We start from the raw sequence: 21,275 nt of genomic DNA, 5'->3' as shown, positions 1-21,275 counted from the left end.
AGTTAACTTCCTACTCTTTTCTTTCTATAGAATAAAACGGCTTAAATCTTCATTTTTAACTAATTCAGAAATAGTGTCATCTACGTATTTTTGATCAATTATAATGACTTCCCCAGCACGCTTATCAGCATTAAATGATAGGTCTTCGATTAAACGTTCCATCATAGTATGTAAGCGTCTTGCGCCAATGTTTTCTGTACTTTCATTAACTTGCCATGCGGCATTAGCGATTGCCTGAATGCCATCTTCACTAAAAGAAACATGTACACCTTCTGTTGCTAACAAAGCAATATATTGTTCAGTTAATGATGCGTTTGGTTCAGTTAAAATTCTAACAAAATCATGGGTAGTTAGCGCTTGTAACTCGACACGGATCGGCAATCGACCTTGCAATTCAGGGATCAAATCAGATGGTTTTGCCATCTGGAATGCGCCTGAAGCAATAAATAAAATATGGTCTGTTTTAATCATGCCATGCTTAGTACTTACTGTTGAGCCCTCAATCAGTGGGAGTAAGTCTCGTTGTACCCCTTCGCGAGAAACATCTGGACCTGAACTATCACCACGCTTACAAATCTTGTCAATTTCATCGATAAAAACGATGCCATTTTGCTCTACAGCATAAATAGCCTTTTCTTTGATATCGTCATTGTTAACAATTTTGGCGGCTTCTTCTTCTTGCAACGCTTTAAAAGCATCTTTAATTTTTAATTTACGCTTACTGGTTTTTTCATTAGACATGCCCTGAAACATATTTTGTAGCTGCGAAGTCATCTCTTCCATACCAGGAGGAGCCATTATTTCAACCCCCATTTGTGGGGCAGCTAAATCTAATTCTATTTCTTTATCGTCAAGTTGACCTTCACGAAACTTTTTGCGAAAAGCTTGACGAGTACTGCTATTATCGGTCGCTCCATCAGCGCCAAAACCGTCTCGTGGTGGCGGTAATAATATATCTAAAATTCGTTCTTCAGCGGCTTCTTCTGCGATATGTTTTACCCGAGCCATTTCTTGCTCTTTGGTCATCTTTATTGCCATATCAGCTAAGTCACGAATAATCGTTTCGACTTCTTTGCCAACATAGCCGACTTCAGTAAATTTAGTTGCTTCAACTTTAATAAAAGGAGCGTTGGCAAGCTTGGCCAGACGCCTTGCTATTTCTGTTTTACCAACCCCTGTTGGACCGATCATTAGAATGTTTTTAGGGGTAACTTCGGTGCGTAACTCTTCGTTTAACTGCATTCTGCGCCAGCGATTTCTTAAGGCGATGGCTACAGCACGTTTGGCATCACTTTGACCAATAATGTGGCTGTCTAATTCACTGACTATTTCACGTGGTGTCATATTCGACATGATAATTCCTTAAGCATTTTACTTATTTGATACACTTACTAAGCGAGACGAAAGTCGAGATTTATAGCTCGTCAATCGTATGTTGATGATTGGTGAATACACAAATGTCGCCAGCAATTTTTAATGACTTTTCAACAATTTCAATCGCAGAAAGCTCGGTATTCTCTAACAGTGCAGTTGCTGCCGACTGTGCAAAGTTACCACCACTACCGATAGCAATTAAGTCATTCTCTGGTTGTATAACATCGCCATTGCCGGTGATGATTAATGAAGCTGTTTCGTCTGCAACAGCAAGTAAAGCCTCTAATTTTCTTAAGGCGCGGTCACTTCGCCAGTCTTTAGCTAGCTCAACAGCGGCTTTAGTTAAATGGCCTTGGTGTTGTTCAAGTTTACTTTCAAAGCGCTCAAATAAAGTAAAAGCATCAGCAGTGCCGCCAGCAAAACCAGCAAGGACCTTGCCGTTATATAAACGACGAACTTTGCGAGCATTACCTTTCATTACGGTATTTCCAAGTGATACTTGGCCATCACCACCAATTGCTACTTTGCCATTACGTCTTACGGATACGATAGTTGTCACAATTAACCTCAAATATTTATTTATATCTATGGAGAATAGATAAGGCTAATTATGACTTTTTCAAGGAGGGAGCTAGATAAATGTGTCTATTATGTAAATCGGACTAATTTATTGTTCATTAATCCGTTCGATTTTATTTCCAAAGCCAAATTTGGCAGCCATTAACATTATTACTTTTTAGCTTATGCTTATCTTTTTCTGCTTCACGTTTACGCTCATAAGGACCTAAAAACACTTTATAATAAATACCGTTTTTACCTTTAGATTCACTTATTTGAGCCGCTAAGCCAGTAAAGGCTATATTGGCTTTTAATACTTCGGCTTGTCTCATCGTTCTAAACGACGCGCACTGCATTTTGTACGGCCCTTTATCCTTAACTTCATATTTACCCACTTCAACTTCTTTACTCTTTAGGTTGTCAACATATGCCCATATCTCTTTTGGTGGAGCGGGTAATGCTTTTTGTTTCAAAGCTTGTGGGGCTTCTTTAACTATTTTTACTGGAGAGACTGGCGGTTTATTGTCTTTTATCGACCATAATCCGTAAATAAAACCACCGATCAATAATATGACTAAAAAGAGTGAAAGCTTAAACTTTAAGGTCAAGGTTGGTTTAGGCGCTACCTTACCTTTATAGGGACTTTTCTTTTTGTTTTGTGCGCGGGAAACGTAATCTTGATGAGCCATGAAATAATAATATACTGGTAAACGTCGGGTGATTTTAACCAACTGGTAAGGAAATGACACTAGTTTAAAAAGAAAATTGTAACAGAAGACTTATTACTTAAAATTACCAACTTAAATCAAGTGGATCAACATCGACTGTCCAGCGTACTTTTTTCTGCCATTCATTCTGAGAGATAGCGTTAACCAGCTGATAAATAGCAAGATGAAGTTGCTTGCGTGATTTAGCTTGTACAATTAAATGATAGCGATATTTACCCGCTTTTTTCTCCATCGCAGCTGGCACTGGACCGGCAAATTGGCAGCCATCAAAAGTGAATTCGGTTAATGCACTGAGAAATTTTTCAGGATAAGAAGGATAGTTAGCTTCTGCGCGAAAAAGTGCTTGATAACTAAACGGCGGTAATAAGGCCTGTTTGCGCTCAGTTAACGCATATTTAGCAAAGTGTGGGTAACCGTTGTTGACTAAATCTTGCAGTAATGGATGTTCAGGGAAGTTGGTTTGTACTAAAACTTTACCGGGCTTACTTTCTCGACCTGCACGGCCAGCAACCTGCACTAATAATTGTGCCATGTGCTCGGCGGCGCGAAAGTCAAAACTAAATAGTGCGCCATCAACGTCTAATACCGCAACCAGTGTTACATAAGGGAAGTGATGTCCCTTTGCTAACATTTGTGTGCCAATCAGTAACTGATGTTTTTTATCACTGACTTCCTGTAATAATTTTGCCAATTCACCTTTTTTACGAGTACTGTCGCGATCGATTCTTACGGTACTATAGTCGGCAAAAAGTTCGCCGATGCGCTCTTCTAATTGTTCTGTACCTTGCCCCATGGGTTTAATACGGACACTTCCGCAACTAGGACACTGGTATGGGATACGCTTTTGACTACTACAGTGGTGACAAATTAATAATTTTTTCCCTTGGTGCAAAGTATAAGGTTTATTGCAACGCTGACAATCGGCTACCCAGTGACACTCTTGACAATTAATCGCTGGCGCATAACCACGGCGATTTAAAAATATTAAGGCTTGTTCACCGCGTTTAAGTGTTGTTTCAATCGCCTTTTTCAGTGTACCTGATAAGCCATGTTCCATTTGCTGTTGGGCAACATTAATAAGACTGATTTTGGCTTGAGTACTTTGACCGGGTCTTTTAGTTAATTGATGATATTGATATTTACCCGACAATGCATTTTGTAGCGTTTCTAAACTAGGCGTGGCACTACCGAGTACAATGGGAATATTTAACTGACCCGCGCGTAAAATAGCAATGTCGCGCGCGTGATAACGAAAACTGTCTTGTTGCTTAAAAGAGCCATCGTGCTCTTCATCAACAATAATTAAACCTAAATGATGTAGCGGCGCAAAAACGGCTGAACGCGTGCCAATAATTATTGCGGCGGTGCCCCGTTGTGCAGCCAGCCAAGTTTGTAAACGTTCTTTGTCGTTTAATCCTGAGTGGTGCAAGCAAATAGGTAAATTAAAGCGTTGTTCAAACCGACTGAGCATTTGTGGTGTTAGACCAATTTCAGGCACTAATACCAGTACTTGTTTATTGGCGGCGAGAGTTTTTTCCATCGCTTGTAAATAAACTTCGGTTTTACCACTACCGGTGACACCGTCTACTAAATGACAAGAAAACTGATCAAAGGACGCTTTTATCGCAGAAACAATAACCGCTTGTTCAACCGTTAAGGTTAGCTTTTCATTTTCAGCTAAAGCGTCCTGGTGATAGACAAAGGTTTCAGCTTTTTGTTGTCTTTCTTCAATTAACTTTTTCTTTTCAAGTGTATTTAATTGTGCTTTTGTATAGCCTAATGTTCTAATTTCTGCCCAAGTTAGCCCCGGGTGGGTTTTAATGACATTATGCAGTTCGGCTTGTTTGGGCGCTCGCTTAACTATTTTTTCTAATACCAACTTTTCTTCACTGTCTTGCTCAAGCAAGAAACAATGCCAAGTGGTTGCTAAATCAATAGTAGGTTGCTCAACTTGACGAAGCAACACGGGAAGAGCCAGTTGTAGGACATCTCCAATAGGGTGATGATAATAATCAGCACAGCGCAGTAAAAACTTTAACAGCGCGGGAGGAAAACGAAAGTTGTCATTGACTAAGCCAATAATCGGCTTAAGTTTTTTGTCGTCAATATCGCAGACTTCACTGGTACTTATAATAATACCAATAACTTCTCTATGACTAAAAGGCACGATCACACGAGCGCCTATTTGAATCTCGTCATTACTGATGGTTTTTGGGACGATATAAGTAAATAACTGACGCATAGGAACAGGAATAGCGACTTGAATATAACTAACCTGCATAACGAGTACTTTTTTGACGATAATTAAGCTTATTCTGCCGACTTGTTGTTAATATGCCAAGTACGATTTTATAGAAAGTTTAACTTTAATCACCTTAACGGATTAATTGTTCATTTTTTAGCAATTAGTGTCATTAGGCTATTGCTAAGCATCTGTCGATGATTTAAAATTCGCCTCCATTATTTTTAACTCGTATGGTGCTTAGCAGCAATAATGACTGACTAAGTGGCGATACGGCCTTATACAGAGGTTTCTATGAAAGACGGTATTCATCCTAATTATGTTGAGTTCAAGGCAACTTGTTCTTGCGGTAACATCATCGTAACTCGTTCTACAGCGAAAAAAGATATTCACTTAGACGTATGTTCAGCTTGTCACCCATTTTACACGGGCAAACAAAAAGCTGCTGAGACCGGTGGTCGTGTTGATAAATTCAACAAACGTTTTGGTGCACTTAGCAGCAAGTAATTTTGCGCTAAAATCAAAATGTAAAAAAAGCGTCGCAAGACGTTTTTTTATGCCTATAAATCTATTGAAATACCATTCAGCTTTGCTATGTTCTCAAAAAGATAATATTTTTCGCTTTTCTTTAAACCCTTTTCATAAATACTGTATCTTACTTTATAACGACACCATTATTGAGAGTTAACCTTTGGATAACCCGAAAGTTATTTACATTAAAAACTGCGCTGAACCGCCGACCACTATTGCTGAAAAACTTGCAAAAGAACGTGCAGTTATTAGTCGAGCACAGCAGGGTGATCAGCAGGCTTTTTATCAACTCTATCAGCAGTATCATCGTAAAGTTTATGCTATTTGCTGGCGCATGCTTGCAGATAAAGATAGTGCAGAGGATGTTTGCCAAGAGGTTTTTGTACAACTATGGCAAAAAATAGCTAATTTTCGTGGTGAAAGTAAATTTTCTACTTGGTTACACAGTGTTACCAACAATATTGTACTTGGACACTTGCGTAAACATAAAAACTGGTTGCAACGTATCTTTAGTATCGAAGATCAAACCATGGCAGATATTGCCGTAGAAATGCCAGATAGTGCGGGTCTAACCGAATTAGATAAACATATCGCTCGTTTACCTGAAAGAGCTCGCTTAGTTTTTGTGTTGTTCGCGGTTGAAGGTTACCGCCATGAAGAAATTGCAAATATGCTCGACATGGCAGTAGGTACTAGTAAAGCGCAATACCATAGAGCTAGAAATTTGTTAATGGAGTGGATCGAGATATGAATAAATTATTATCAGAGCAAGCTTTACAAAAAGCACTGGCAAAATTACCTGATGAAATGACACCACAACGTGATTTATGGGCTGGTATTGAACGGGCGATTGAAGTTAAAACACAAGACAAACCTGTCTTTGTATCACCGGTGAAAAAAGTATTTATGCCTACAGCATGGGCGGCATCTTTAGTGCTCGCAGTATTGGCTACTTGGTTTTCTTTTTCGCCTCAATTTTCAGAACAGCCGCTGGATTTAGCGCAACAAAATAACTCACCCCTGACCTTTGTAACTGCAATGCAAGAAAATTTTAAGCACACCAAGCAATCGATGTTGATTAGCTTTGGCCAGCCTAAAATATCGGCACTGCCAAAAGAAATTCAACAAGAGTTAATAAACCTAAGCTCAGCCCAAGCTACGATTGAAAAGGCTCTAAATGAAGACCCAAGTAATAATGATTTACTTAATTTATTACGTTGGACCCAAAAACAAGAATTAGATCTATTAAGCCAACTATACAGCCCTAAATGGCAGAGTATTTAAAGATAACATTATAAAGAGGTAGTTATGAGAGTTTTACAAAAAGTTATTCCGATGATGTTATTTTCAGCCGCTTGTTCAAGCTTTGCGGGTGAGCAGATTGACAAGTCATTACTGGTCAGTGATGTCAGTAGTGTAAATATTGAAAATTTACGCGGTAATATTACGGTTATTGGTTGGGACAAAAACACTATTTTGATAAAGGGAGAATTGGAAGACGACGCCGAAGGTTTACTCTTTAAGCAACAAGGATCGCGTGTAAAAATTAAGGTTGAGCTTGAAAATCATAGCAACAACTTCTGGGGTAACAATGCTAAAGGCTCTGTATTAACGATTCATATGCCTAAAAATATTCGTGTCAGTTTTGAGGGGATTGCCAGTGATATTAATTTTGAGAACTTGCATGCCAGCGCCGAAGCAAAAACCGTAAGTGGTAACATCAAAGCGGTAAATTTGAGTGAACGTATTGAATTAATTTCAGTTAGTGGTGATATTAACAGCAGCAAATTATCAGGAAAAGTGAGTTTGTCGAGTGTTAGCGGTAATATTAAAGATCGTCAGTCAAGTGGGCGTTTAAGTTTACGCGTGGTCAGTGGCGAAATTGACGCACAATCAACAGCAAAAGAAGTGACGATTGAAAATGTCAGTGGCGATATTAACATAGGATTAAATGAGACTGACGAACTTACTGTTGTAAATGTCAGTGGCGATCTTTCAGCAAGGTTATCGTTAAATGATGGTGGTGTCGTTAAGATGTCGAGTGTTAGTGGTGGTTTATCGTTAAAGCTACAGAAAAATGTTCAAGCGAGCTTCCGGTTATCAGCCAGTGCTGGTGGTAAAATCACTAATAAAATTACCACGCAAAAATCAAATAAAGCTAAGTATGGACCAAGCTCAAAATTAGACTTTGAAACCGGTAGTGCCAACGCGAACGTACGTGTAAATACGGTAAATGGCAATATTAGCGTCAGCAATTAATATTTATGACTCTGGCATTAAAAATAGAACGAGTTAGGGCGCTTTCTGGCTCGTATTTATATTCTGTTTCAAAGTAAATTCTGCTAACCTACCAAAAGTTTTAATCTCGCATTTGCGATAGAGTTTTAGGGTATATAAATGGCAGAGCGCAAGCCAAATAAATTTTTCAAAGATAAAAAGTATTCTCAAGATAGCCAAATGAATGCTTTAAAAGTTCCACCTCATTCGCTTGAGGCAGAGCAATCTGTATTGGGCGGTTTATTGCTCGATAACGAGACGTGGGATCGTGTTGGCGAACGTGTTGTCGCTCAGGATTTTTATAGTCGTTCACATCGTATTACTTTTGAAACCATTGCTGCGTTAATTGAACTAGGCAACCCTGTCGATTTAATTACCTTATCTGAAGCTTTAGAAAACGAGCAACGACTTGAAGATGCTGGCGGCTTTGCTTACCTTGCAGAAATGATGAGGAATACACCCAGTGCGGCCAATATCACCGCTTATGCTGACATCGTTCGTGAACGTGCGGTTACTCGTGAAATGATCAGTGTGGCGAATGAAATTGCTGAAGCGGGTTATGATCCTCAAGGCCGTGCCAGTGCAGAGCTTCTCGATTTTGCTGAAACTAAAATATTTGCTATCGCTGAACAGCGGGCTAACAAGTCCGAAGGACCAGAAAACATTACCTCGGTATTAGAAAAAACAGTCGATCGTATTGAGCAACTTTGTTCATCGCCAAATAATGGTGTTACCGGGGTTTCTAGTGGTTTTTCTGATTTAGATAAGATGACTGCTGGTTTTCAAAAGTCAGATCTTATTATCGTTGCTGCACGTCCGTCAATGGGTAAAACTACCTTTGCGATGAACATCGCAGAAAACGCAGCGATGACTGAAGATAAACCCGCATTGATTTTTAGTTTAGAAATGCCTGCAGAACAACTGATGATGAGAATGCTAGCCTCATTAGGCCGTATTGACCAAACCAAAATTCGTACGGGGCAATTGGGTGACGAAGATTGGGCGCGTTTATCATCAACCATGGGGTTACTTATTGATAAAGGTAAGATGTTTATTGATGACGCCGCTGGTTTAACGCCAACCGATGTTCGCTCTCGTGCGCGCCGCATCGCCCGTGACCACGGCGGTATAAGTATGATCATGATCGATTACTTACAGTTGATGCGCGCACCACAATTTGCTGATAACCGCACCTTAGAGATTGCTGAAATATCACGGTCATTAAAAGCATTAGCTAAAGAATTACAAGTGCCGGTTGTGGCACTGTCTCAGCTAAACCGTAGTTTGGAGCAACGTTCAGATAAACGGCCGATTAACTCGGATCTTCGTGAATCAGGCTCTATTGAGCAAGATGCCGATTTGATCATGTTTATTTATCGTGATGAGGTTTATCACGATGATTCAGAGTTTAAAGGTATGGCAGAAATCATTATTGGTAAACAACGTAACGGTCCCATTGGTCGTGTTCCGTTGACTTTCCAAGGACAGTTTTCTCGCTTTGATAATTATGCCGGCCCGCATGTATTAGATGAAGATTAATGGCATTAACGACCCCAACGGCAATTATTAATTTATCTGCGCTCAAACACAACTTAGCGCAGATAAAATCACTTGCACCGGCAGCAAAGGTGCTAGCCGTTTTAAAAGCCAATGCTTATGGTCATGGCCTTGAACGTATTGCACACGCATTGTTTTCTGAGCAAGCTAAAATAAATGAACACGGCCATTTATCGATCACCGCTGATGCTATTGCCGTGGCAAGAATTGATGAAGCGCTGGCATTACGGTCTTCAGGTATTACTCAACCGATTGTCTTGCTCGAAGGTTTTTTTAATGCAAAAGACTTAGTTATATTTGCGGTTAATAATTTACAAACGGTTATTCATAACCATCAGCAACTTGATGCTCTTCTATCGGCAACGCTTTCTTCTCCGTTAAAGGTTTGGCTAAAAATTGATACCGGTATGCACCGTTTAGGTATAAATCCAGAGGAATTTAGCTATTTCTATCAGCAATTAACAAACTCAGTAAACGTGCAAAAAAACATTGTGTTAATGAGTCACTTAGGTTGTGCTGATGATAAAAGCAATCAGGCTACTCGCCAACAAATATCACTCTTTGAAAAAGTAACGTTAGGTTGTAACGAAGAGCGAACATTGGCAAACTCTGCCGGTATTTGTGCATGGCCAGCAAGCCATTACCAATGGCTTCGTCCCGGGTTATTATTATATGGGATTTCTCCTTTACCCTTTGAAAGTTCAGCAGAAAATTTATTCACTTGTACGCCAGAGAGTGCTTTGCACAATAAAGATATAACTTTGGATCTTCTGCCAGTAATGACCCTGAAGTCAAGTTTGATTGCCGTACGTGAATTAGCTGCTGGAGAATCAGTCGGTTACGGTAATGCTTGGACAAGTGAGCAACAGACTATTATTGGTGTTGTTGCCATTGGTTACGGTGATGGTTACCCTCGGCATGCTCAAAACGGCACACCTGTTTTGGTCAATGGACGAAGGGTTCCTCTAGTAGGGAGAGTATCAATGGATATGATCACCGTTGATTTAGGCATAAATGCACAAGAACAGGTCGGCGATGTTGTGACTTTGTGGGGAGAGCAGTTATCTGTTGCCGAAATAGCGTTATGTGCAACTACCATTCCCTATGAGCTCTTATGTAATATTACTCGTCGTGTACAAATCACCTTGTCAGCGCAGTAAAGGTCTTTTTTAAATACTAAGCACACAAACTGATCTTCTTGGTAAAGTCGCCAATAATGTATTAACAGAGCATTTAACCGCCACTATTTACTCTAATGTCATTAATTGTCAGTTGTTACTGAGTCAATAACCCAAATATGGCGTAAAAAATAAAAAACCTCGTTTATTGCTAAACGAGGTTTTGCTTTATGACTAAAAGTGACTACAAATTACTTAATTCACTATTTATCGAAACTGAACTCAATAAAAGCTTTACCAAATTCAGAATTTAACGGAATAATAATAATAGGGCCATCAGCTTTGTGGTGAATCGTATGATTTTGACCAGAAACAACCATAGGCGTTGCCATGTCAAATTCAAAGCCTTTTTCACTGAGCATACGCTTAGCGCCACCGGTGACCATATTAGTAATTTCACCGACTAAATCGGTAATTTCTTCATTAATTTCGTCAGGACCTTCGCCAACCATTTTCTTCATGGTGGCCAGTGCTAACTTTCCTTCAAAAGTAATCGATAGTGAGCCTTTTGTTTGAGCACTCACCATACCAATTAAACCAGACACATCGCCCATAGCAATTTCATTTTTTTTCAAACGAGGTTTTTCAGGTACTAATTCCATTTGTGCCATAGTAGACATTACATTGAGCATTGAAGATAAAAAAGGATTGATAAACTCTACATTCATGAATGTTTCCCAAGGGCTTAGTTATACTAGTCATTTTATTTTGCATGTTAATTTAGCAAATGTAAATCGTTCCTACTAGTTATTGTTTTTTATTATTGCAATTTTAACTGATTTCGAAAAAGTTAAGCTGCCACTAATTGTTTCGTTTTTATAATTTACAGTATTTACTTGCTTAGGGTAAGTATCGATGAGTAAATCATTTTTTACCACTAATCCGGATAAAAAGTTTTCAAAATTAGCTTCTTGGTAAATATAAACGTTACCTTTAGCGACTTCTAAACCTATCCAATTGAGCTTTATTGGCTGTTTTTTATTATCTTGAACATCAATAAGTTGGAAATGTGCTTCAACATAGTTTTGAATTAACTTTTCGTATTCAGGATGCTCAGCTGAAAAGCGTATTTGCTGTTGTTCAGCAATAGCATTATCAATATCGTGAGCCGTAAACTGATGAATAACTTCTATGTTATGGGTTCTTGGATTAACTGATAAATCAGTTAATCCAAAGAAGTATCGGTGGGCTGCGCTTGAAAGCGCAACGCCACACAATAAACAAACAATAAAGCTTTTAAATAATGAGGTTTTTGTCATTATTTATCTTCTTCTTCCTTGTCTTCTTTTTCGTCATCAGCTGACTTTAATTTAACATTATAGTCACGCATCATGTCTTTTTTCTTACGTTTGTATAATTCAAAGCTTGATTTAATAGGGCGTGTTGGCCAGTAGTTATTGTTAACATCTACATCAGCTGTCTCCCAGTTTGGATCAATAGCGATAGCCGTAATCTCTTTATCAGTAATAAATAATTTAGAAACATTTTTACTGTTTTTACGCCAGATTTCTGCAGGAATATGTACTTGTTTTGTTGTTTTATCTGCAAAAGTTAATTGCACAATAATAGGCATGACCAAGCCACCCTTATTTTCAAAATCAACGATGTAGAAATTTCTTTTATCAACAAGGAGATCTTTTTGCCATTGCTCTAACTTTTTATTTGCGCTGTTATAGGTATTACGTGCTTTATTGGTTGCCGTAAATTTGTCATGTTCGTTGTAAAAATCTAACAACTCAGGCTTGTCAGTTGTTCTAAGCCATTGACCTTTATCACGAAGGTCACTAATGAATGTCGGCTTTTCACTTTCTAAGGCACGATTCCAAGCGGCTTCTGTATCAGGGTTTTGGCTATTAGGACGATATAAATGAATATTACCTAAAGCGATATCAACATGATCTGTTGTGTAGAACCAACCACGCCAGAACCAATCTAAATCAACGGCTGATGCATCTTCCATGGTGCGGAAAAAGTCTGAAGGTGTTGGGCGTTTAAACATCCAACGTTGTGCATATTCCTTAAAGGCAAAATCAAATAATTCTCGGCCCATAACGGTTTCACGTAAAATATTTAATGCTGTTGCTGGCTTACCGTAGGCATTATTACCAAACTGAAGAATTGATTCAGAGTTGGTCATAATAGGTACCTGGTTAGTACTTTTCATGTAATTAGTAATGTCAGCAGCATGACCGCGACGTGAAGGATAACCTTCTTCCCATGCTTGCTGTGCTAAAAACTGTAGGAAAGTGTTTAAACCTTCATCCATCCAAGTCCATTGACGCTCATCAGAGTTAACGATCATTGGAAAGTAGTTATGACCCACTTCGTGAATAATTACTCCAACTAAGCCGTATTTAGTACCACGAGAATAGGTTTTTTCACCTGTTTCTTTGTCAAGTGTTGGGCGAGGACCATTAAAAGTGATCATCGGATATTCCATGCCACCAACGGGTCCGTTGACTGAAATTGATACTGGGTATGGGTAAGCAAAGGTATATTTATTATACTGTTGCATGGTATGGATAATAGCTTCAGTTGAGTACTTTTCCCATAATGGATTACCTTCATTAGGGTAAAAAGACATCGCCATGGTATCGGTACCGCCTTCTTTATAACCTTGAGCGTCCCAAATAAATTTACGGCTTGATGCGAAAGCAAAATCACGAACATTTTTAGCTTTAAAATGCCAGGTTTTCGTTTTTGTTGAGCGAGATTTTTCGTTTTCAAGTGCTTCATCAACGGTAACGATAAGCACAGGTTTCTTAGCGCTTTTAGCTTGTTCTAAGCGTTTACGTTGTGTTTTTGTTAAGACCTTGCTTTCATTTTGTAACTCACCGGTAGCGGCAACAATATGATCAGCAGGAACGGTGATCTTAACGTCGTAATCACCAAACTCTAAAGTGAATTCGCCGTTACCTAAAAACTGCTTATTTTGCCAGCCCATAACGTCATAGTATGCTGCTGCGCGAGGAAACCAGCCAGCAAGTTCATATAAATAGTTATCGTCTTCTTTAAAGTATTCGTAACCCGAACGGCCACCTAACACTTTTTGTTCATGAAGCTTATAGTTCCACTTAATATTTAATTCAACATCATCGCCGGGTTTTAATGCCTTAGGTAAGATAACGCGCATCATTGTGCCGTTAATCACATAGTCAAGAGCACTACCGTTTGATGCTGTAACTGCAGTAATTGTATTACCGCCATCAAATTCAGTTGATTCGATAGCGCCACGCAATCCGCTATAAGTTATTTTTTTACTAGGAGCTGTCGCTGTTAAGCGATTATCAGAGTCACGTTTTAAGCGGTTTTGATCTAACTGTATCCACAAGTAGCGTAAAGTGTCAGGGGAATTATTGGTATAACTCATTGTTTCGCTACCCGTTAAGGTTTGCGTTTTATCATCAAGTTGAATATTAATTTTATAATCAACTTGTTGTTGCCAATACTGGTGACCTGGTGCGCCTGACGCAGTTCTATAAGTGTTGGGTGTTGGTAAAGATTCTTCTAATTGACGAAATTTATCGCTACTAATGGTGTTTTTCGCTATTGCGCTACCACTGGCAACAACAAATAAGCAAATTAACGCTGACTTGATTGAATATTTCATAGGCTTCCTGAATATTTTATAATATGGGCATGTTTAACCGTGTACTTATAGCATAAATAAGTTCACTGAGTTAAGGGGGAGGGTACTTCTTATGCGACCAATAGCTCTAAATATGAGTTTAATGGGGGTGTTAAAGTTATTATTACTCCTGAATAATAACGCTATTTACTACAGCTTTGACAAGCACCATGCGCTTCAACAATTTGATGGCTAATGGTAAAGCCGGTTGCATCTGCCATCGAGCGTAAAGCTAAGTCTAAATTAGAAGATTGAATTTCTTCAACATGTCCGCAACGGTCACAAATAAGTAATTGCACGGGATGATTACACTCACTGAAATGATGACACATCACAAAAGCATTTATAGACTCAATCTTATGAACAAAGCCTTGTTTACCAAGGAAATCTAAAGCACGATAGATGGTTGCTGGTTTTGCTGCTGGGTCAATTAGCTTTAATTCATCAAGCAGATCATAAGCACCAATAGCACCGCTATGTCCGGTTAATAGTTTAAATACTTGTTCGCGAGCCAAAGTAAATCGTGCACCACGCTTCTTGCAAGACTCTTTTGCTTGTATTAATAATTCTTCTGCATTCATTATGAGTTAGGTACTTGCATGATTGGGTTATTTTTTAGCAGTTTAACACAGAGATTTTGATGATGTAATATGCTTGAAAGGTTAATTACTTAACCCTTTAAATTAAAAGTGGGTTGTTGGTACTCTCAACGTTTACAAAAATGGAATGTAATATTTGATAGTTGAATAACAGCTAAGTACCAAGATAAATTCACTTTACTGGTTTAGCAAGTTTATCTGCCCCCTGCGATATCTACGTCTCATCTTTAATCGATAATAATAAATTTTTTACTATGGACTTAACATGGCTGAATTTGAATATTTAGATTTAACACTCCAAAATCATGTCTTGTATTTTAATTTATCCGATGGCCGACTACGAGAGTTAGTATACACTCCGGCTATTTTCTCAGGACGTCAGGCAAAAAATGGGTGATAATTAATGAGACCTATTTAACAGGTAAGCGTCTAATGAAAGCTGCTTTCAGTTTAGCCAACCGCATTGCTTTATTGCCTAATTATGCCGTAAAGCGATAAAACGCAGTTTAAATATAAATAGCGATACTATTGTGGCTAATGGCTAAAGCGCCGTTGTCGACTTAAACGCAGAATTAAGGCTGTCTCCACAAGCAATGTTGACAAAGGAAGAGCTCAAACGAAAACTGAAAAAGTGATATAAAATCAAGTGATTTCAGTAAAATTATTTAAACGTTTTCTTCAATAAATCTTTGTTGGCTTTAGCGCTATAGAGTTAATATTTATATTTTACTAAAGAGTGTGCGTCAGGCACCTGCACTTGCTCAGTAAGACCAGGGAAGAGACGTTGGGCAAATAATCGTTAATTAAGCGGTGCTCTCAGTAACGTTTGTCACAAAGATTCATAAACTAACTCACTAAAAGCTATACCTTTTTCATTATTTAAATCATAATTCATTGACATATAACAAGGAATGTTAATGATGAATGTCAATGAATTTGATCGAATGAATACCCTCTCTGAAAAAATCCTCAGCTCAACTGCATCTGCTCATGAAATAGCAGAATTTACTGTATTACTTAACCTATGGAAAAACTCTGAAAAATTCAATTTGGTTATTGATTTACCCCAATAAAGAAGAAACGTTTCAATTGTAAATATATTGATCTTTAGGTATAAATGTCTCGCCTATTTAGGATTAATTATAACAAATGGATGTTTTTGAATGAATTATACTGCTTCTCTTTTAGTGAGCTTAATATCACTGGCTCTTTTAGCTTCTTGTGGTGGTGGCAGTGGTGAACGTTCAGAAAAAATAACGACACCGCAGCCTACTGTACCAACGTCACCTGTTGTCGACGCGATTTTTACAGAAGATAATGCTGGTGATATTGCCATCTGGAGTACGGTGTTACTCGAAGCGAGTATTGATGCCGCAGACATCATTGAACAGGAAATTATTTGGTTTCATCATGCACCTGAAAACATCTTAATTAGAGACTGTAATAGTACAGGTACCGTTGAAAAAATTATTGACGATACAGAAAATAGTTACCAATTAGTTTTTACAAACTGTAGTTACCAAACCGATATTATTGATAGAGAAAATTCAACCACAACAGTGACTGCCTTAGTTAATATTACCCAGCAGGATATTCAACTTGATGACAGCAAGAGTCCTTACTCGGATAGTTTCCTTATTAAGGGCCTAAGTGCAAAGTTTTCCTCTACGCGCTTTATTATCTCTACGATAGAAGAGCCTTCACTTTCATTAGAGTTAATGTTTGAGCTTTTGCTAACAAGCAAGCAAACGTGGAGCGCAAGTACTGAAGATTTAGAGGGAGATCTCGTTTTAAATTATCAAAGTAAAAACAGAAAACTTGATATAAAAGCAATCGACTTTAAAGTTAAAACTGATGATTTATTGGTTGTTACTGACTCTCTAAAGCAAACGACAATTAATCAACATATTAACGCGCCAGGTAGTAATCAATATCCGCATTACCAAGTCGATATTACCAGTATAATAACGAGTAAACTATTTGCCTTCGAGACCACTTTAACCTCTACCGTTACCTCGCCATATTCAGGTAAAGGTTACGCATCACAATCACCTGCTGGAACCTTTAGACTGACCAACGCTCAAAATGAAGAAATATTGCTAACATTTATCACAAATAAATATATGCAATTGCACCTTAACCAAGAACTTATAGGTGAAGCAGAAACAGTAGCATGGACTTCATCCGCCTTATTTAATTTACATGATAATGCCCAAGCACTAGCTTTTATCCAAGAGTTAACACCGTTTAAAGCTATTTCAATTACTAAAGAGACGATTGAAAATGATCCCGTTGAAAAGGTCATTATAAAATTTAATAAAAAAGTATCTATTAATAGTAGTTATTCAAATACTCCGATACAAGTTTCAACTCTTTCGGTCTCTAATTCTTTTTACCAACCCATTATTTTAGCAACTGAAAACAACATTACCCTTTCTTTTGATACCAATGAATCTAAAGGTTTTTATAATATTTATTACGATGGAAACTATAAACTGAAAACCAGTGAAAAATATGTTGAACAAAGTTCAGGCGGACACTCAGTTAAACAAATCGTTGGCATTGTCGGTGAGGCAGTTACATTAGATCATACCGTAGAGCAGGTTCGATACTCATCTGTGTTCAACCATCTTATTGCAATAAATGATTTCAATACCGTAATAAAAGTCTTTGATCTTGAAACAGGTCACTTAATTCAGGCTTCTAATGAAACCAATATTATTTTTGACCATATTTGTTTCTCGGCTGATCAAGAACGTATATTTTTAACGGGTCTCAATTATGACGATTACAGCTACCAAATATTTTCATATGACCACCAAACGCTAAGGTTTATTGAGTCGTATCAGCAAACGGGCTCTGCTCATAGCCTTAAAAAGTGCGCGGCTAATCAACTTATATTTGTAAATGATGATTCACTTGAGCAATTTAACTTGTCAACGACAGACTTTGCGCTTACCAACAACGCTTTAGCTAACGTCAATAACATTGTTCAATCTCCATTAAACGACAATAAATTATTATATGTGTCGGATACAGATAGCAGTGGTTATGAATTGTTCTCATTAACATTAGATCCTTTCGCGATTGAAGCTGTTGCGACTCCACTGGCGGATAGTCGCGATACTTACAATTACTCCGGTAACCAAGAACGGGCTATTTTCATTGATGGCGTCAATGAAACACTGCTTGCTAGAAACACTGTTATTAAGATAAATGACACTTCTGAAGTACTGTATACCTTTACGGGCGAAGAAACTTATTTTCCTAAGAAAAATGAACATATCCGATATCATAATCAAGCGCATAATATTATAGTTACCAATCTAGCAGTTTATGACGCCTCAACTTTTGTTGAGCTTATAGCACTCCCGTCGATTCCTGCGGCAAGCTATTGGTTTGTTGATAATGATGATAGATTATCTGTAGTCCTTCAATCAATGGATAGTATTTACCGGGTAAAGCTCTACTAATTTTACCGAGCGCTCAATTATGAAAAGGCATTAGCACAAAATAAATAATTATTATGCTGATGTTTAATTGAAGCGATTGTCTTATTTACGCCCCGCGTTGAGTCAATAAATACTCGTCTTAAGATAAAAAAAATAACGATTTTATGTTAATAAAAAAACAATGCTAGAAAGCCCTTAAACACTAATTATTGATGAGAAATTACTGTGAATAAATTATTTATAATAGGCATGTTATTTGCCTTAAATGCATGCACATCAGAATCAAAAAATTCACTAGGTATGGCATCCAACCCTAATCCTAAACCTTATGTGTTGTTAATTTCACTGGATGGTTTTAGGTGGGATTATGTTGATAAATATCAGCCAACCTTCTTGTCTCAATTTGCTAAAGAGTCTGCTCATTTAACATCATTACGTCCTACTTTTCCGACAAAAACCTTTCCTAACCATTTGAGTATTGTTACGGGGTCATACCCTGAGAATCATGGCATAGTGTCCAACCGTTTCTATGCTCGCGATTTAAATAAAACCTACAGCATAAGAGACTCGGAAGCGGTGACCAATCCTGACTTTTATTTACGTAAACCCTTGTGGATTATTGCAGAAGAACAAAATATGCGTACCGCTAACTATTTTTGGCCAAGCTCTGAAGCCGCTATTGCCGGTATTTACCCGTCTCATTTTAAAAAATATGATCACAACGCCTCACATCAAGAACGCATAGATGGTGTATTAAATTGGTATCAGCTTCCTTCAAGCGAGCGGCCGCAATTAATAACCACTTATTTTCATGATATAGACAGTGCAGGGCATGGTTTTGGTCAAGATTCACCTGAGCTTATTGCTGCTATTAACCGTGTAGATAGCACCATTCGTGAAATGGTTGAAAAAGTACGCGCGTTAGATTTTGAAGTAAATATTATTATTGTCTCTGATCATGGTATGGCCGACTATCCTGCTAAAAATTATGAATATTTACCTAATTGGTTAAATGAGGAATATAAAGTTTTAGCAACCAACCCTATTACACTTATATACGATGAGGGTAAGTCTACCCGCACATTAGCTCAAACTGTTGCACGATTAAATCAACAAGCTAAACATTATAAATGTTATCAATACCAAGATATTCCAGCAAAATTTAACGCCTCAAAATCAAGTCGTATCGGTGATATAGCTTGTTTAACCGATAACGATTGGTCGATAGGTTTTACCGGGAAAACCAGTAAAGGAAATCATGGCTGGAGTCAGTTTGACACTACGGACATGGACGGAATATTCTATGCACAAGGGCCCGCGTTTAAAAAAGCATATCAGTTAGATACAGCTGAAAATATAAATATTATGCCATTAATTGCAGACATTTTAGGCCTAGAAATCACCACCCCAATTGATGGTAAATTAGCGATTATGAAACCGTTACTTAAATAACTCGTTATGGTTAAGTACACATATCGACTTTTCATTGAATAAAGAAAGAGAGTTCACTTGAAACTAGTAATATATAGTTTAACGCTGCTATTAATATTGACCAGCGAGCTATCAATGGCTTTTGCCACTACGCCTTTTCAAATACCAAGAAGTAAAGTCGTTGAAATTAAAGATCCCGACAGTCAACGTGTTTATCCATTATTTATAAAGTTACCTAAATCTTATGCTAAAAATGATGATAAAACTTACCCCGTCATTTACCTAACCGATGCTTGGTATACTTTTCAGATTGTTTCTGGGGCAACCCGTTATCCAATGAATGCACAAAAAATGAAAGAAGCAATTATCGTTGGCATTTCATATGCAAAAGGGTCGAAGCGAGATGCTAGCAGAGTGCGAGACTATACCCCAACAATCAATAAATCCTGGCAACAAACAACAGGTGGTGCTCAACAACATATGGCGTTTATCGAAGCTAGTGTTATCAATTATATCGATAAAAATTATCGAACGGATCGACAAGATAGAACCTTTGTAGGTAACTCGCTTGGCGGATTATTTGGTACATACATTTTATTAACTAAACCGACATTATTTAATCATTACATACTCGGTAGTCCTTCTTATTGGTTTGATAATAAGGTTATTTTTACATTAGAAGAAGCGCATCGAAAGCGGCAGTTAACCATTAATGCAAATATTTTTATTGCTATTGGCGAGCGTGAATCAAAAGCATTAGACAGCAGTCATGACATGGTCAAAGATGCTGAAAATTTTTATGAAAAAATACTTAATTGGCAGCAAACTCATGTAAAAGCAAAAATTGTCATTATCCCAGAAGCCAATCATCAAACCGCTTTTCCTACGACGGTCATTCAAGGACTACATTGGATTTACAAAATATAACCTCATGCTAGTTTTGTATTTTTAGCCTAAAAAAAAGTCACGAATAGTCTATATAACAGTAAATAATATATATTAAGTAAAATATTCTAATTAACGTTAAAAAAATAATTGCCAATTAATCGATATTAAGTTAAAAATGCGATTATCAGTATATTTATATTTTAGTAGAGTTTATAAAATGGCTAATTTAGCAATATCAGCAGAAAGTTTTAAGGTAAATAGAAATTTTTACGATGATAGAAATTATCCGCGTGGCATAAAGCGTTCTGGTGACTTTAACTTGGCTGAGGCCGAAGCATTAGAAAAATATGGCGTTGCATTAATGGCACTTTCTTTAGGAAGTCGCCTGCCAGTTACCGAAGAAGAGCAACATTTTGTTGAAGTTTGTCGTGGTAAGGCTGTTGTCAGCAACACCATTGAGAAGGCTTGGTTAAAATATCAAAACATAATTTTAACACCCAAGCAATTCCATACCTTATTTGGTCGAACTAAAGTTGAAACAGACGAACTTGAGTCAGATCCTGACGACCTAGATTAACCTTTTCTTGTTAATCTATTAGGCTATTTATGCAAGATACTTGCTATAACTTAGCCCCGATTTAGGTTCAAATTGACTAGGCGTTAATTCGCCAAATTATTAAGTGATGTTATTTAAAATTCACTCATCTTTATACCATAAAAATAGCTGAAAGCTATCGAGGCTTTCGGTGCTGTCACTTGGCATTATTTCTTTTGTTTAACATCGCTAAAGCCTTTATAATCAGCGAAATTTTCTGTTGTTGTTTCCAACAGC

Annotated in this window: 19 protein-coding genes; 11 read left to right on the top strand and 8 right to left on the bottom strand. The window is 37.7% G+C overall.

The genetic code is table 11. The annotated features are described in order from the left end of the window. Positions 1-24: 24 nt before the first annotated feature. The 4 genes from hslU to H4J66_RS19125 all read right to left on the bottom strand — a co-directional run bounded on the left by hslU (position 25) and on the right by H4J66_RS19125 (position 4,941). Entirely contained in the window at positions 25-1,353 is a 1,329-nt protein-coding gene (gene hslU, locus H4J66_RS19140) for an HslU--HslV peptidase ATPase subunit (RefSeq protein ID WP_070375003.1), read from the bottom strand. A 61-nt stretch (positions 1,354-1,414) separates the two neighbouring features. Next, positions 1,415-1,933 (bottom strand): ATP-dependent protease subunit HslV, encoded by a 519-nt coding sequence (hslV, locus tag H4J66_RS19135; protein WP_070375002.1) that lies wholly within the window; start codon positions 1,931-1,933, stop codon positions 1,415-1,417. 133 nt (positions 1,934-2,066) lie between these two features. Then, positions 2,067-2,621 carry an SPOR domain-containing protein gene (locus H4J66_RS19130; protein WP_182176479.1) on the bottom strand — a complete coding sequence of 185 codons (555 nt, stop codon included), beginning with the start codon at positions 2,619-2,621 and terminating at the stop codon, positions 2,067-2,069. A 103-nt stretch (positions 2,622-2,724) separates the two neighbouring features. Next, on the bottom strand, positions 2,725-4,941 hold the full coding sequence (locus H4J66_RS19125) for a primosomal protein N' (RefSeq protein ID WP_182176478.1): 2,217 nt from the start codon (positions 4,939-4,941) through the stop codon (positions 2,725-2,727). Positions 4,942-5,196: 255 nt separating this feature from the next. Between H4J66_RS19125 and rpmE the strand changes: the two genes are divergently transcribed. The 6 genes from rpmE (at position 5,197) to alr (ending at position 10,427) form a co-directional block, all read left to right on the top strand. After that, positions 5,197-5,409, top strand: a complete 213-nt coding sequence (gene rpmE / locus H4J66_RS19120; protein ID WP_070374999.1) for a 50S ribosomal protein L31 — start codon at positions 5,197-5,199, stop codon at positions 5,407-5,409. A 238-nt stretch (positions 5,410-5,647) separates the two neighbouring features. Next, complete coding sequence (locus tag H4J66_RS19115; protein ID WP_182176542.1) at positions 5,648-6,184, top strand: RNA polymerase sigma factor; 537 nt, start codon at positions 5,648-5,650, stop codon at positions 6,182-6,184. Next, positions 6,181-6,717 carry a hypothetical protein gene (locus H4J66_RS19110; protein ID WP_182176477.1) on the top strand — a complete coding sequence of 179 codons (537 nt, stop codon included), beginning with the start codon at positions 6,181-6,183 and terminating at the stop codon, positions 6,715-6,717. Before H4J66_RS19115 ends, H4J66_RS19110 begins: the two co-directional genes overlap by 4 nt. Positions 6,718-6,741: 24 nt before the next feature. Then, the gene (locus H4J66_RS19105; RefSeq protein WP_182176476.1) at positions 6,742-7,692 is read left to right on the top strand and encodes a DUF4097 family beta strand repeat-containing protein; all 951 of its coding nucleotides are present in this window, start codon (positions 6,742-6,744) and stop codon (positions 7,690-7,692) included. A gap of 138 nt (positions 7,693-7,830) precedes the next feature. Continuing rightward, positions 7,831-9,249, top strand: a complete 1,419-nt coding sequence (dnaB, locus tag H4J66_RS19100) for a replicative DNA helicase (protein WP_070374997.1) — start codon at positions 7,831-7,833, stop codon at positions 9,247-9,249. Continuing rightward, the gene (gene alr / locus H4J66_RS19095) at positions 9,249-10,427 is read left to right on the top strand and encodes an alanine racemase (RefSeq protein WP_182176475.1); all 1,179 of its coding nucleotides are present in this window, start codon (positions 9,249-9,251) and stop codon (positions 10,425-10,427) included. Before dnaB ends, alr begins: the two co-directional genes overlap by 1 nt. A 221-nt stretch (positions 10,428-10,648) precedes the next feature. Here alr and H4J66_RS19090 read toward each other — a convergent pair whose 3' ends face one another. The 4 genes from H4J66_RS19090 to zur all read right to left on the bottom strand — a co-directional run bounded on the left by H4J66_RS19090 (position 10,649) and on the right by zur (position 14,654). Continuing rightward, positions 10,649-11,113 (bottom strand): chemotaxis protein CheX, encoded by a 465-nt coding sequence (locus H4J66_RS19090; RefSeq protein ID WP_182176474.1) that lies wholly within the window; start codon positions 11,111-11,113, stop codon positions 10,649-10,651. A 75-nt stretch (positions 11,114-11,188) separates the two neighbouring features. Next, on the bottom strand, positions 11,189-11,704 hold the full coding sequence (locus H4J66_RS19085; protein WP_182176473.1) for a DUF6702 family protein: 516 nt from the start codon (positions 11,702-11,704) through the stop codon (positions 11,189-11,191). Then, positions 11,704-14,055: a M1 family metallopeptidase gene (locus H4J66_RS19080; protein WP_182176472.1), complete on the bottom strand. Its 2,352-nt coding sequence runs from the start codon at positions 14,053-14,055 to the stop codon at positions 11,704-11,706. Before H4J66_RS19080 ends, H4J66_RS19085 begins: the two co-directional genes overlap by 1 nt. Positions 14,056-14,216: 161 nt before the next feature. Continuing rightward, positions 14,217-14,654: a zinc uptake transcriptional repressor Zur gene (gene zur, locus H4J66_RS19075; protein ID WP_070374992.1), complete on the bottom strand. Its 438-nt coding sequence runs from the start codon at positions 14,652-14,654 to the stop codon at positions 14,217-14,219. 935 nt (positions 14,655-15,589) lie between these two features. On the opposite strand from zur, the gene H4J66_RS19070 reads away from it, so the two are divergent. From H4J66_RS19070 to maoP, 5 genes are all read left to right on the top strand, one after another. Then, positions 15,590-15,745 (top strand): hypothetical protein, encoded by a 156-nt coding sequence (locus H4J66_RS19070; protein WP_182176471.1) that lies wholly within the window; start codon positions 15,590-15,592, stop codon positions 15,743-15,745. Between the two features lie 90 nt (positions 15,746-15,835). Further along, positions 15,836-18,145 carry a hypothetical protein gene (locus H4J66_RS19065; RefSeq protein WP_182176470.1) on the top strand — a complete coding sequence of 770 codons (2,310 nt, stop codon included), beginning with the start codon at positions 15,836-15,838 and terminating at the stop codon, positions 18,143-18,145. 204 nt (positions 18,146-18,349) lie between these two features. Next, positions 18,350-19,576, top strand: a complete 1,227-nt coding sequence (locus H4J66_RS19060; RefSeq protein ID WP_182176469.1) for an ectonucleotide pyrophosphatase/phosphodiesterase — start codon at positions 18,350-18,352, stop codon at positions 19,574-19,576. 57 nt (positions 19,577-19,633) lie between these two features. Continuing rightward, positions 19,634-20,482 (top strand): alpha/beta hydrolase, encoded by an 849-nt coding sequence (locus H4J66_RS19055; protein ID WP_259369178.1) that lies wholly within the window; start codon positions 19,634-19,636, stop codon positions 20,480-20,482. Between the two features lie 178 nt (positions 20,483-20,660). Beyond that, a complete protein-coding gene (maoP, locus tag H4J66_RS19050) occupies positions 20,661-21,020 on the top strand; it encodes a DUF413 domain-containing protein (protein ID WP_182176468.1) in 360 nt (119 codons plus the stop codon). Positions 21,021-21,275 lie beyond the last annotated feature (255 nt).

Source organism: Colwellia sp. MB3u-55, from assembly GCF_014076785.1.
GTDB lineage: Bacteria > Pseudomonadota > Gammaproteobacteria > Enterobacterales > Alteromonadaceae > Colwellia_A.
The sequence above is the reverse complement of the archived record's forward strand: the minus strand, read 5'-3'. Positions and strand labels throughout refer to the sequence as shown.